General features: G+C 36.9%; 6 protein-coding genes. All 6 read left to right on the top strand.

Translation table 11 applies throughout. The features are described from left to right. The first annotated feature begins 74 nt into the window (after positions 1–74). Positions 75–1,379, top strand: coding sequence for an MFS transporter (locus tag ACU8DI_RS12450; protein ID WP_447113111.1), 1,305 nt, complete (start codon positions 75–77; stop codon positions 1,377–1,379). After that, the gene (locus ACU8DI_RS12445; RefSeq protein ID WP_447113110.1) at positions 1,372–2,547 is read left to right on the top strand and encodes a fructofuranosidase/invertase; all 1,176 of its coding nucleotides are present in this window, start codon (positions 1,372–1,374) and stop codon (positions 2,545–2,547) included. Before ACU8DI_RS12450 ends, ACU8DI_RS12445 begins: the two co-directional genes overlap by 8 nt. A gap of 1 nt (position 2,548) precedes the next feature. Then, positions 2,549–3,496, top strand: coding sequence for a carbohydrate kinase family protein (locus tag ACU8DI_RS12440; protein WP_447113109.1), 948 nt, complete (start codon positions 2,549–2,551; stop codon positions 3,494–3,496). Between the two features lie 129 nt (positions 3,497–3,625). Then, the gene (locus tag ACU8DI_RS12435; protein ID WP_447113108.1) at positions 3,626–5,929 is read left to right on the top strand and encodes an NADP-dependent malic enzyme; all 2,304 of its coding nucleotides are present in this window, start codon (positions 3,626–3,628) and stop codon (positions 5,927–5,929) included. Between the two features lie 57 nt (positions 5,930–5,986). After that, the gene (gene ruvA, locus ACU8DI_RS12430) at positions 5,987–6,568 is read left to right on the top strand and encodes a Holliday junction branch migration protein RuvA (RefSeq protein ID WP_447113107.1); all 582 of its coding nucleotides are present in this window, start codon (positions 5,987–5,989) and stop codon (positions 6,566–6,568) included. A gap of 3 nt (positions 6,569–6,571) precedes the next feature. Next, the gene (gene sov, locus ACU8DI_RS12425; RefSeq protein ID WP_447113106.1) at positions 6,572–14,050 is read left to right on the top strand and encodes a T9SS outer membrane translocon Sov/SprA; all 7,479 of its coding nucleotides are present in this window, start codon (positions 6,572–6,574) and stop codon (positions 14,048–14,050) included. Positions 14,051–14,065: the final 15 nt, after the last annotated feature.

The following is a 14,065-nucleotide window of genomic DNA, read 5'->3' as shown; positions in this document are numbered from 1 at the left end:
CAATTTGGCATTGACTCTTTTTAACTAATTTTTCAAGTAATTTAGCTACATTAACCACTAAGAAATAGGCTACAATGTTATTAAAACCAAAATTGAGCTTTTGGCAAATCCTAAACATGAATGTTGGTTTTTTCGGAATTCAATATAGTTTTGGGTTACAACAAAGTGCCGTGACACCTATCTATGATTTCTTGGGCGCAAGCCCAGATCAAATTCCAATTTTACATCTTGCTGGTCCAGTGACAGGCCTTTTGGTACAACCTATAATTGGTGCATTAAGTGATAAAACATGGAGCCCAAAATTTGGTAGACGAAAACCTTATTTTCTTATTGGAGCCATTTTATGTAGCTTAACGTTATTAGCATTTCCATTTAGTAGTTCTTTATGGATGGCAGCTGGCTTGTTATGGATTTTGGATGCTGGAAATAATACAGCGATGGAACCCTACAGAGCTTTAATAGCAGATAAGTTAGATGAAGAGCAACAGCCACTAGGCTTTCAAATGCAAAGCTTCTTTACAGGTTTAGGTCAGGTTTTAGCCAATTTATCCTTGTTTATTTTTCCCCTAATCTTTATTGGATCTACAGGAGCTTTACCAACATGGGTTTATGCCTCCTTTTTCTTAGGTGCCTTCTGTTCAATAGCCTCCATATTATGGAGTATTAGTAAAACAAAAGAAATTCCACCCACGACTGAAGAATTAGCAAAGTTAAAAAGTGAAAAGCGCAGTCTAATCGGACCATTGATAGAAATATTTTCAGCCATAAAGGACATGCCAAAAGTGATGTGGCAATTAGCTTTAGTCTATCTCTTTCAATGGTATGCCTTATTCTGTTATTGGCAGAATTCTTCAAAAAGTGTAGCGCTCTCAGTTTGGAAGGCTACACCAGAAAATACCGAGGCTTACAGTGAAGCCGTGAGTTGGACTGGCTTAGTAAATGGCTGGTATAATGTGGTCACTTTTCTCGTGGCTTTTGCTTTGGTCGGTTTCGCAAAAAAATTCAGTCCTAAAAAAGTGCACGCCTTTTGTTTATGCATTGCTGCTATTGGCTTTTTAGCGTTTCCTCATATTGAAAATAAAAACTTATTATTTTTTGCCATCACTGGTTTTGGAATCGGTTGGGCAAGTATGATGGGTATCCCTTACTTGATAGTGGTATCAGATATTCCTAAAGAGCGTTATGGTGTTTATATGGGTATTATTAACATGATGATTGTGATTCCAATGATTTTACAAACCTTATCGTTTGGCTATATTTTGAAGAATTTCTTAAACAACGATCCTCGTCAAGCTATAACTTTTGCAGGTGTCTTGTTGCTTATTAGTATGTTTTTTACGCTACGAATAAAATCGAATAAAATGGATCAGGGTGAATAACTTAAATTACAACAAATCGATAGAATTATTATTGAAATGTTCTTCTGAAGCTGGCTTTTTAGCCAGTGCTCAAGATATTTCTAATTATAAAAGGGTCTGGGCTCGTGATGGTGTTATTTGTGGCTTAGCAGCTTTGGCTTCTGAAAATGATGAACTTATAAAGACCTTCGAAAAGACTTTAGAAACTTTAGCAACTCATCAACACCGTATTGGCACTATTCCTTCTAATGTCTCTATTAAAAATGATCAAGTTGATGTGAGTTACGGTGGATTGGCAGGTAGAGTGGATGCCATTACGTGGTTTGTAATAGGTGTTTGCCAATTTGCCTATTACAAAAACGACCCATCTCACGTTCAAAAATATAAGTCTCACATCGATAAATGCTTGACGCTTTTAGAAGCTTGGGAGTTTAACAATAAACATTTAATGTATGTGCCTTTATCAGGTAACTGGGCCGATGAATACATTGCAGATGGGTATGTTTTATATGATCAATTACTACGTGTTTGGGCATTAAAAAGCTACAATCGTTTCATAAACGATAACGACATCAACAACAAAATTGATAATATCATAAAGCAAATCGAAGTTAATTTTTTTCCTAATGCTGAGGGTGAAAAGTTTCATGAGCGCGCTTATAACGAGGTCGAATTTAAATCGTATCTGCCCTGTTCATTCTCCCCATCAGGTTACAAAATACAGTTTGATGCTTTTGCCAATGCACTAGCCTTAATTTTAAACATAGGTGATGAGGATTTTCAAAAGCAACAACTAAATTATGCTTTTGATCTAGCTTCAAATACCAAATTAGGTCTAGTACCATCATTTTGGCCACCAATTACTCCAGAAGATGAACATTGGAGTTTACTCAAAAACAATTGTAAATATGAATTCAGAAACTATCCGTTTGAATTCCATAATGGTGGAAGTTGGGCGATGGTTAACGGTTTTTTAGGTATTGCCTTATATCGTAAACATGAAATACAAAAAACTGATGTTCTTTTAGAAAAGATACATCATGCTAATGAAATAGAAGATTTTTCATTTTATGAAAATTTCAACACAAAAACACGTGAACCCAATGGCGTGCCATATTGCGCATGGAGCGCAGCTTCGGCCGTTTTATTGCATCAAACAAGGTATAATAATTTTAAAGTTTTAATTTAAATTGAAACCAATAGATATCATAAGTATAGGAGAGGTGCTCATCGACTTTATCGGTCATGAGGTGAATACCTCTATCAACAGAACTAAAAACTATCATCGTTTTTTAGGTGGTTCACCAACCAACGTGGCTGTTAATGCCTCTCGACTAGGATTAAGATCGCTCCTTGTAGCTTCATGTGGTCACGATGGATTTGGCGATTATATTGTTCGAAAATTAAAAAAAAATAACGTGGAAACCTCTTGTATCAAAAGATGTTCCATCGAACCTACATCAGTAATATTTGTATCAAAATCTACCGAGACCCCAGAATTTATTCCATTTAGACAAGCAGATTGCAAGATTACTGAAGATCAATTAAAGGATGAGCTGTTGGTACAAGCAAAAATCTTTCATACGACTTGTTTCGCTTTAAGTAAAAACCCAGCGCGTGATACTATTTTAAAGCGCTCATTAAAAGCTAAAGAATTGGGATTGACATTGAGTATCGATATCAATTTTTCAGAAAAAATTTGGTCTGATAGAGAAGAAGCAAAACAAATTCTCAAAGCATATTTGACGAATGACCCGTTAGTTAAGTTAAGTGAAGACGATTGTTATAGGCTTTTTGCAGAAACGAAATCTGAAGACTTTATTTTTGACTATTTCCATAATTTAGGAGCGACGACAATATGCTTAACAAAAGGTAAAAATGGCGTAGTTGTTTCAGACCTAAACGAGGGCATGTATTTTCAGAAAGCAATCGAGATTGAAAACATTAAGGATGCTACTGGTGCAGGCGATGCATTTTGGACAGGATTCCTTTATGCACAAATTAATAATAAGGGATTGATGGAAAGTATTACCATTGCTCAAAAACTAGCGTCTATTAAATTACAAAATGTAGGTCGACTTCCAGATAATTTTGATATCCATCATATGATTTTGGAGTTAGATAGTAAAAGAAATTAATATCAAGCTATCGCCTGCTTTCTTGATTTAAGGTGGTTGTTATCTTCTGCTATTTTTTTATTTTCTTAACACCTTTCTCATAAAACACGTACCTTTGTAATTCAATGTTATAAATCGTAAAATCTGTTTATGAGTAAGCAAAGCAAACGTCGAGAAGCCTTAGTTTATCACGCCAAACCAACGCCTGGAAAAATACAAGTAGTACCCACAAAAAAATATGCGACGCAAAGAGATTTGTCATTAGCGTATTCACCTGGTGTGGCTGAGCCTTGTTTGGAAATTGAAAAGGATAAAAACAATGCTTATAAATACACAGCTAAAGGAAATCTTGTGGCCGTTATTTCAAACGGAACCGCTGTTTTAGGTCTGGGAAATATTGGTCCTGAGGCGTCAAAACCTGTGATGGAAGGTAAAGGCTTGTTGTTTAAGATTTTTGCAGATATCGATGTATTTGATATTGAAGTGGATACGGAAGATATTGATACGTTTATTGAAACCGTCAAAAATATAGCACCAACTTTCGGTGGTATTAATTTAGAAGATATCAAAGCGCCTGAAGCTTTTGAAATTGAACGTCGTCTTAAAGAAGAGTTAGATATTCCGGTGATGCATGACGACCAACATGGAACAGCGATTATTTCTGCAGCCGCTTTATTAAACGCTTTAGAACTTGCTGAAAAAAAGATTGATGAGGTAAAGATTGTTATTAGTGGCGCAGGTGCTGCCGCTATTTCATGTTCACGACTCTACCAAGCCTGTGGCGCTAAAAGAGAAAATATGGTCATGTTAGATAGTAAGGGAGTTATTCGCAAGGATCGAGAGAACCTCACTACCGAAAAAGCTGAATTTGCCACTGATCGTAAAATAGACACTTTAGAAGAAGCTATGAACGATGCCGATGTATTTATCGGTTTATCTATGGCTGATATAGTCAACCCGAAGATGTTGGAATCTATGGCTGTGAATCCGATCGTCTTTGCTATGGCTAATCCAGATCCAGAAATTCCTTATGATGTCGCTATTGCTACCAGAAAAGACATTATCATGGCAACAGGACGTAGTGATCATCCAAATCAAGTTAATAATGTGTTAGGGTTCCCTTTTATATTTAGAGGCGCCTTAGATGTGCGTTCTACCAAAATAAATGAGGCCATGAAAATGGCAGCTGTTCATGCCTTGGCAAAATTGGCAAAAGAACCAGTGCCTGAACAAGTGAACATCGCTTATGGAGAAACACGACTTACGTTTGGTAGAGACTATATTATTCCAAAGCCTTTTGATCCAAGGTTAATTGCTGAAGTCCCTCCAGCTGTAGCGAAAGCAGCGATGGAAAGTGGTGTGGCTAAAGAGCCTATTGAAGATTGGGATAAATACCGTGATGAGTTGTTGGAGCGATTAGGCTCTGATAACAAAATTGTAAGACTCCTTCTCAATAGAGCAAAATTAAATCCAAAACGTGTCGTATTTGCTGAAGCAGATCAATTAGATGTGTTGAAGGCGGCTCAGATTGTTTATGACGAAGGAATTGCAGTGCCTATTCTCCTTGGTAGAAGAGACGTGATTTTGAACCTGATGGAAGAAATTGAATTTGAAGCCGAGGTCGAAATTATTGATCCAAAATCTGATGAGGAGGAAGAGCGTAAAAACAAGTATGCTAAAGTGTATTGGGATCAAAGAAAACGTAAAGGTGTTACTTTATACTCTGCTGAAAAAATTATGCGTGAGCGTAATTATTTTGCTGCGATGATGGTCAATTTGGGAGATGCCGATGCCTTGGTCTCTGGGTATTCTAGAAGTTACCCATCGGTCGTAAAACCTATGCTTGAGTTAATCGGTTTAGCTCCAGGATCAACAAGAGTGGCTACAACCAATGTGATGATGACGCAACGCGGACCCATGTTCTTGAGTGATACATCTATCAATATCAATCCATCAGCAAATGATTTAACACGAATTGCTCAGATGACAGCTGGTGTGGTCAAAATGTTTGGAATGGAACCAGTCATGGCCATGATCTCTTATTCAAATTTTGGGTCTTCCAAAAATCAAACAGCGATCAAAGTAAGAGAGGCCGTAGACTATTTACATAAACGTCATCCCGATTTAGTTGTGGATGGTGAATTGCAAACAGATTTTGCGCTCAATAAGGAAATGCTTCAAGATATTTTTCCGTTTTCAAAGCTAGCAGGACGGAAAGTGAACACCCTTATATTTCCAAATTTGGAATCGGCTAATATTACGTATAAGTTACTGAAAGAGCTCAATAAAGCAGATTCTATTGGACCCATCATGATGGGTATGAAAAAACCTGTACACATTCTCCAATTGGATGCGAGTGTTGATGAAATTGTAAATATGACGGCTATAGCTGTTATTGATGCACAACAAAAAGAAAAAAGAGACGCCAATAAGCGTGATGCTTTAGCTAAATAATCACCTTTGAAATGTAAATAATTTTATTACATTTGAGTTTTTAACCAAAGTGAGTAAATGATTACGCATATTCAAGGTAAATTGGTAGAAAAGAATCCAACAGATGTGGTTATTGATTGCAATGGTGTTGGTTATCTTCTTAATATATCACTTCATACATTTTCTCAGATTCCAGATAGTGAAGCACTCAAATTATACTCACATTTAATTGTCCGAGAGGATTCCCATACGCTTTATGGCTTCTCTTCGATTGCCGAACGTGAAATTTTCAAACTTTTATTATCGGTTAGTGGCATCGGTGCCAATACAGCCAGAACCATGTTATCTTCGTTGTCACCACAAGAAGTCAAAGAAGGTATCGCACATGGAGATGTGGCTTTGATTCAGTCTATAAAAGGTATTGGAGCAAAAACGGCCGCTCGTGTCATATTAGATTTAAAGGATAAAATTCTGAAAGTATACGATATTGATGAAGTTTCTGTTAATAAAAACAATACGAATAAAGATGAAGCGTTATCTGCTTTAGAAGTTTTAGGATTTGCTAAAAAGCAGTCCGAACGCGTTGTGGATAAAATTGTATCACTTCAACCTGATGCAACTCCAGAATTCATTATTAAAGAAGCTTTAAAAAAATTATAAAACTTGATCACAACTAACTTTACGATATCAAAATCTTCAACTCGCTTTTTATTTATCCTTGTTCTGGTATTGGTCAGTAACATAAGTTTTGCTCAGACGACTAACCCAACAACACAAGATTCGACTAAAACCGGTTTTTCATTAGGAAGAATCAATATACCTAATCCACAAAGTATCGTTTCTAAATATACGTATGATCCTATCACAGATCGTTATATTTATACAGAGACGGTAGGCAACTTTAATATTAATTATCCCATCATTCTAACGCCTGAAGAATACCAAAGGTTAGTGCTTTTAGAGCAACAACGCATGTATTACAAGCAAAAAGTGGATGCAGCGGAAGGTAAAAAGGATGGAACTGAAGATGAACAAAGAAACCTTCTCCCTGAATTTTATGTGAACTCTGGGTTTTTCGAAACACTTTTTGGAGGAAATACCATTGAAGTAATTCCTCAAGGTTCCGTTGAAATGGATTTAGGTGTCCTATTTACAAAACAAGACAATCCTACATTCTCACCGAGAAATCGCAGTAATTTTACATTTGATTTTGATCAACGTATCAGTTTGAGCTTATTGGGGAAAGTAGGAACACGTTTACAAGTAACGGCTAATTACGATACGGAATCTACATTTGATTTTCAAAATTTAGTAAAGCTTGAATACACACCAACGGAAGATGATATTGTAAGAAAAATCGAAGTTGGTAACGTCAGTATGCCTTTAAATAGCTCGCTTATAACAGGTGCTCAAAGTTTATTTGGTGTTAAAACAGAGTTGCAGTTTGGAAAAACAAGAGTCACAGCTATTTTCTCTGAACAACAATCACAATCGCAATCGGTGGTGGCTCAAGGCGGTGGAACCCTAGAAGAATTTGAGTTTTTTATACGTGATTATGATGAGAATAGACACTACTTCTTAGCACAATATTTTAGAGATACTTATGATGAAGCGATGCTTCGCTATCCATTTATAAATAATAATATTCAAATCACCAGAATTGAAGTTTGGGTGACCAACAGAAGTAACCAAACTGAAAATGTTAGAAATATTGTAGCACTCCAAGATTTGGGTGAATTTGAACGTATCGGACTAGGCGCTCCTGGAGATCCACCACCTGCAGGATTTATTAATGTTGCAGATGGTTCGCCTTTGCCAGACAATGGAAACAATGCTTTTGACCCAACCAATATTGGTAATGCAGGCTCCTTCTTGTCACCCAGTGTGCGTGATATTACAACGGCTGAACAAGGTATCTTAACCCCAGCCAATGAAGGATTTGATTTTGGTAAACTCGAGAATGCTAAAAAATTAGAGGAAGGTAGAGATTACAAACTCAATACCCAGTTAGGTTACATATCCTTAAATCAACGTTTGTTAAACGATGAAATTGTGGCAGTTGCTTTTCAGTATACCGTTGGAGGTGAAGTCTATCAAGTTGGTGAATTCGCCAATGGCGGAGTGAATTCTACTGCTACTAATGATGATAATGATGGTGATGGTATTCCGAATGTGGCAGATGTGGATGTCAATGGCGATGGTGTCGCTGATAACGGCACGGATACAGATGGTGATGGGATTAATGATCAAACTGATTCCGACGTTGATGGCGATGGTCTTATAGACAATGGACCTGATGTCAATGGTGATGGAATTAATGATAGCTTTGTGGTTGCTGTTGGGTCAACGCAGAGTCTTGTGGTTAAAATGTTGAAGAGTCCTATTACGGATGTGAATGAACCTATATGGGATTTGATGATGAAAAACATCTACGATACAGGTGCGTTTCAATTGGATCAAGAAGATTTTAAACTGAATATTTTTTATACAGAAGCCTCACCTTTGAATTATATTTCTCCGGTGGAAGGGACGCCTTTTCCTGTATTTGATAATAACTCGCCATTTGATACCACCGATGACGGTGAGATTATAGACACACCTTTGATCCGATTATTTCATTTGGATAGATTAAATTTTAATAATGACCCTCAAGCTGGTGGTGATGGCTTTTTTGATTTTGTACAAGGCCAAACCGTATTAACAGAGAACGGAAAAATCATCTTCACAAAAGTGGAACCTTTCGGGCGTTATTTATTTGATATCCTCGATACGGATGGTAGTGCTAATAATGACGCACAATACGAACAAGATACCTATGACAATGCTAACCAAGAAAAGTATGTCTACGATATCTTGTATAAACAAACAAAAACAGCCGCTTTAGACGAAGCTGAAAAGAATAAATTTCAAATAAAAGGACGCTATAAATCCTCTGGTGGTGATGGGATTCCTCTTGGAGCCTTTAATGTGCCGAGAGGTTCGGTAGTAGTTACCGCTGGTGGTCGACAATTGGTGGAAGGTCAAGATTATACGGTAAATTATCAGATTGGACGCGTTTATATTATCGATGAAGCCTTGAAATCTTCAAATATTCCTATCAATGTTTCTGTAGAAAACAATGCTGTTTTTGGGCAACAAACCAGACGTTTTACAGGTGTCAATGTGGAACATCAATTCAATGAAAACTTTGTGTTAGGAGCTACCGTTTTAAATTTAAGTGAACGTCCTATCACACAAAAAGCCAATTATAATACCGAGCCGATTAATAATACGATTTTCGGTTTTAATGGGAACTATTCTACTGAAGTACCTTTCTTTACACGTTTGGTGAACAAGCTACCTAATATAGATACGGATGCACCTTCTAACTTATCCGTGAGAGGTGAATTTGCGTATTTAGCACCAGGAGCTCCGAAAGGAACTGATTTCAACAATGAAGCCACGGCTTACGTCGATGATTTTGAAGGCACTCAAGGAGCTATTGATTTATTGTCGCCACAAGCCTGGTTCTTATCGAGTAGACCTCGAACAATTAATGGTGCGCAAGAGACAGATCCAGTAAATGGACCTGGTATTCAAAACGGTTTTGATCGCGCTTTTCTCAATTGGTACTCTATCGATCCTATTTTTTATAGTAGCCAACGACCTGGTGATATTAGTGATGAGGATGTTTCAAATTTGTATACAAGACGCGTCTTTATAGATGAGGTATTCCCAGAATTAGATATCGCCCAAGGACAATCAACCGTTATTAATACCTTAGATTTAGCTTACTATCCAACAGAAAGAGGACCATATAATTTCCAGACCACAGGTATCGATATTGCCACAGGAACATTAACGAACCCTCAAAACAGTTGGGCCGGAATCACAAGACAAATTACATCTACTGATTTTGAACAGGCCAACGTAGAATACATCGAATTTTGGATTCAAGATCCATTTCTAGATGACGAAGATGGATCTAACCAAGGTGGTAAATTGTTTTTTAACCTTGGAAATATTTCTGAAGATATTATAAAAGATGGAAAGAAGCAATATGAAAATGGGCTTCCTGAAGACGGTGATATAAGTGCTTTATCTGAAACTTCTTATGGTACGGTTGTGCCAAATAACCAATCTTTAATATATACCTTTTCAACTGGTGGAGATCAACGTGCCAATCAGGATGTAGGTTATGATGGTTATGATGATTCTGAAGAAACGTCTTCTGATAATCCTGCACTACAACCGTTCTACAATGCTTACGCAGGACTTGAAGATCCAGCAAATGATAATTATACATATTACCTAAATACAGAAGGTAATATTTTTGAACGTTATAAAAAGTATAATGGACTTGAAGGAAACTCTCCTGATGTCTTTACAGATACCAATCGTGGTTCCACACCGCAACCTGATATAGAAGATATCAATAGGGATAACACTATGAATACTATCGATAGCTATTTTCAATATGAAATAGATATCACACCTGCTTCTCTAAATGAAGCCAACCCACTAATTAACGATGTTAAACCGCGTACGGTAACCCTCCCAAATGGTCAAAGTAGAGATGTGACTTGGTATCAGTTTAGAATTCCTATCGGTGATGGGCCAAGTAGAACCGCCATTGGTGGGATTTCAGATATTAGATCTGTTCGTTTCGCACGTATGTTCTTAGAAGATTTTACGGAATTTACAGTGTTGCGTTTCGCGACTCTTGATTTGGTGAGAAGTGATTGGAGACGTTATAAGTTAGCACTAGATGATGAGCCAAATAATGATGGTGATAATACGGAATTTAGTGTGGGTGTAGTTGGATTACAACAAAATGATGGGAATTACGTATTGCCTCCAGGTGTGGTGCTTGAGCAATTGAACAATAACAATAATATCATTCGTCAAAATGAACAGTCGCTTCAAGTTGAGGTGTGTGAATTAGAACCCGAAGATTCTAGAGGTGTTTTTAAAAATATTAATGTAGACATGCGTCAGTATAATAAACTGCGAATGTTTATCCATGCTCAAGAAGGAGAAACGGGTACTTTAGGAGATGGCGAATTGGTAGGTTTCATCAGAATGGGTAACGACTTTACTCAAAACTATTATCAGATAGAAGTACCGCTGAGGGTCTCAACTGGGTTTGCAGCCGCAAGTGATGTGTGGCCGGAAGACAATGAAATAAATATTGAATTGAGTGTGCTTGAGCAAATAAAGTCCATCGGGATCAGCGAAGGAACTTTAGCCAATATAGATCCGACATTTTATGATCTCATCAATGGTGAATTAACACCAGTGTCAGAATTTGATCCACATACCCTTGGGCAACAACGTGTTGCTATTAAAGGAAATCCCAACTTTGGAGACGTGAGAGTATTGATGGTTGGACTTAAAAACCCAGGAAATAATGGGATGAATGTTTGTGGTGAAGTCTGGTTTAATGAATTGCGTTTATCAGATTTGGATAATGAAGGTGGCTGGGCCGCTGTTGCTGCAATGGATGCGAATTTTGCTGATTTTGCTAATGTGAGTGCAACGGGAAGAAAGAGTACCATTGGATTTGGTTCTGTTGAACAACGTCCAAATGAACGTAGTCGAGAGGATGTGGAACAATACGATGTGGTTACTAACTTGAACCTTGGACAATTATTACCTAAAAAATGGGGCATACAATTACCATTTAACTATGCGGTTGGTGAACAAATTATTACGCCAGAGTACGATGAGTTCTACAGGGATATCAAATTGCAGACCCAATTGGATAATAACACGAATCAGGATTCTATTTTGAACGTCAATGAAAATTATACCAAGCGGAAAAGCATCAATTTTATCGGAGTGAGAAAGAATCGGACGACCGATAAAAAACCACGTTTCTATGATGTGGAAAACTTGACATTTAATTATTCCTATAATAAGGAAGAACGTCGGGATTTTGAAATTGAACGTTCATTGACTCAAAATATTAGAGCTGGTGTTAATTACAACTATAGTTTTGAACCAAAATCTATCGAACCTTTTAAGAAAAATGATTCTTTATTTAAAAGCAAGTACTTTAAAATTCTCAAAGATTTCAACTTTAATCCGATTCCTACAAGTTTTTCGGTAAATACAGATATCATACGACAATTCAATAAACAAAAATTTAGGGAAGTTGATTTAACAGGCGACAATATTGGTTTAGAAGAATTATTCCGAAGAAATTATAATTTTAACACGCAATACGCGATTAACTACAATTTGACCAAGGCATTGAGCTTGAATTTTACAGCTGCCAATACCAATATTGTCAGGAATTATTTTGTGGATGACGTGCTCAATGGACGCCAAGACCCTAATTTAGATGTATGGGATGGATTCTTCGATTTAGGAGATCCTAATATTCAAAACCAACAGTTACAGGTCAACTATGAAATTCCGTTGTATAAGATTCCTACGTTGAGTTTTATGAGAGCAACCTACTCTTACACAGGCGATTTTCAGTGGCAAAAAGGATCTGATTTAAATAATAACCTACCGATTGAAAATGAAGATGGCACGTTTACATCTTATAATCTCGGAAATAGTATACAGAACGCGAACACTCATAACATCAACACGACGTTTAATATGGAGACGCTCTACAAGTACGTAGGCCTCACCAAAAAACGGGTGGGAAGAGGTAGTAGAACAGCGACACCAGCTGGCCTTGGTAAAGATGGAAAACCGAATGAGAATGCGGGTAGAAACAATGCTCAAAATACCAAGAGTGGTGGGAACAAAATTTTAAATGGTGCTATCGACTTATTAACGAGTGTGAAGCGTGTTCAAATTAATTATACAGAAAACAATGGATCGTATTTACCTGGTTATTTAAAAACGCCTGGTTTTATTGGGACCTTCAAACCTACCTTGGGATATACCTTCGGAAGCCAGAGGGATATACGAGATCTGGCAGCAAGAAACGGTTGGTTAACAGTGTTTCCTAATTTTAACCAGCAGTATAGCGAAACAACGAACAAAGTCTTAGACCTGTCTGCTGATGTTGAATTAATCAAAGATCTTAATATCGATTTAACTGGAGGTCGTGTTTATTCAGAAAATTTGACACAGAACTTTAATACCACAGATACCAATGGCGATGGATTTAGTGATGAGTACAATAGACTGATTACGAATTCCTTCGGAAACTTTAATATTTCAACCGCATTAATTAAAACAGCTTTTAGTCCGAGTGACGAAAATCAATCAGCGGCTTTCGATGATTTTAGATCGAATCGATTATTAGTGGCAAGACGTTTAGCAAGAAACTATTATGGAAACAACAACTTTGCTGTTGATGGTGAAGGCTATCCACTTGGTTTTGGAAAAAATAGTCAAGCAGTATTATTACCAGCCTTTTTAGCAGCTTATCAAGGCGCTAATCCAGATAAAATTAGTTTATCTGCGTTTAGGGATATTCCAATTCCAAATTGGCAGTTAAAATACACCGGTTTTATGAAGATGAAATGGTTTAAGAAAAACTTCAAGCGTTTCTCCATTACGCATGGCTATCGTTCGTCATACACCATCAATCAATTTAGAACAAATCTGGATTTAGATCCAACGTTATTACAGCCAGGTCAACCTTACGAAAACCAAAACCCAGATGTGCTAGATCAATCTGGTAATTTAAAGAGCCGAACTGTTTTCAGTAATATCAATTTGGAGGAACAATTTAGTCCGTTATTTCGCTTAGATTTTGAAATGAAAAATTCTGTAAAAATACTTGCTGAAATGCGTAAAGACAGAATTTTATCACTGAGTTTTGACAATAACCTTTTAACAGAAATCCAGGGGAAAGAATATATCTTAGGCTTAGGTTATCGAATTAAAGATTTAAGAATTAGATCCAAATTAGCGGGTCCGAAACAGGTTATAAAAAGTGATTTAAACATGAAAGCCGATGTTTCCGTTAGGAATAATAAAACCATTATTAGGTATCTTGATATTGATAATAATCAAATTACACAGGGTCAGACTATTTGGGGATTGAAATACACGGCAGATTATGCTTTTACAAAAAACTTAACGGCGATTTTTTACTTTGACTACACGTTCTCAGAATACGAAATCTCTACGGCTTTCCCACAAACAACCATTAGATCTGGGTTTACATTGCGATACAATTTTGGCAATTAAATAGTAATTAAAGTC

The sequence above is a fragment of the Psychroserpens sp. BH13MA-6 genome, from assembly GCF_052983595.1.
The sequence above is the reverse complement of the archived record's forward strand: the minus strand, read 5'-3'. Positions and strand labels throughout refer to the sequence as shown.

What these genes read in the sequence shown, in the direction of transcription:
- ACU8DI_RS12435 (WP_447113108.1), top strand. Translation starts at nt 3,626, where the DNA reads ATGAGTAAGCAAAGCAAACGTCGAGAAGCCTTAGTTTATCACGCCAAA.
- ruvA (WP_447113107.1), top strand. Translation starts at nt 5,987, where the DNA reads ATGATTACGCATATTCAAGGTAAATTGGTAGAAAAGAATCCAACAGAT.
- ACU8DI_RS12450 (WP_447113111.1), top strand. Translation starts at nt 75, where the DNA reads ATGTTATTAAAACCAAAATTGAGCTTTTGGCAAATCCTAAACATGAAT.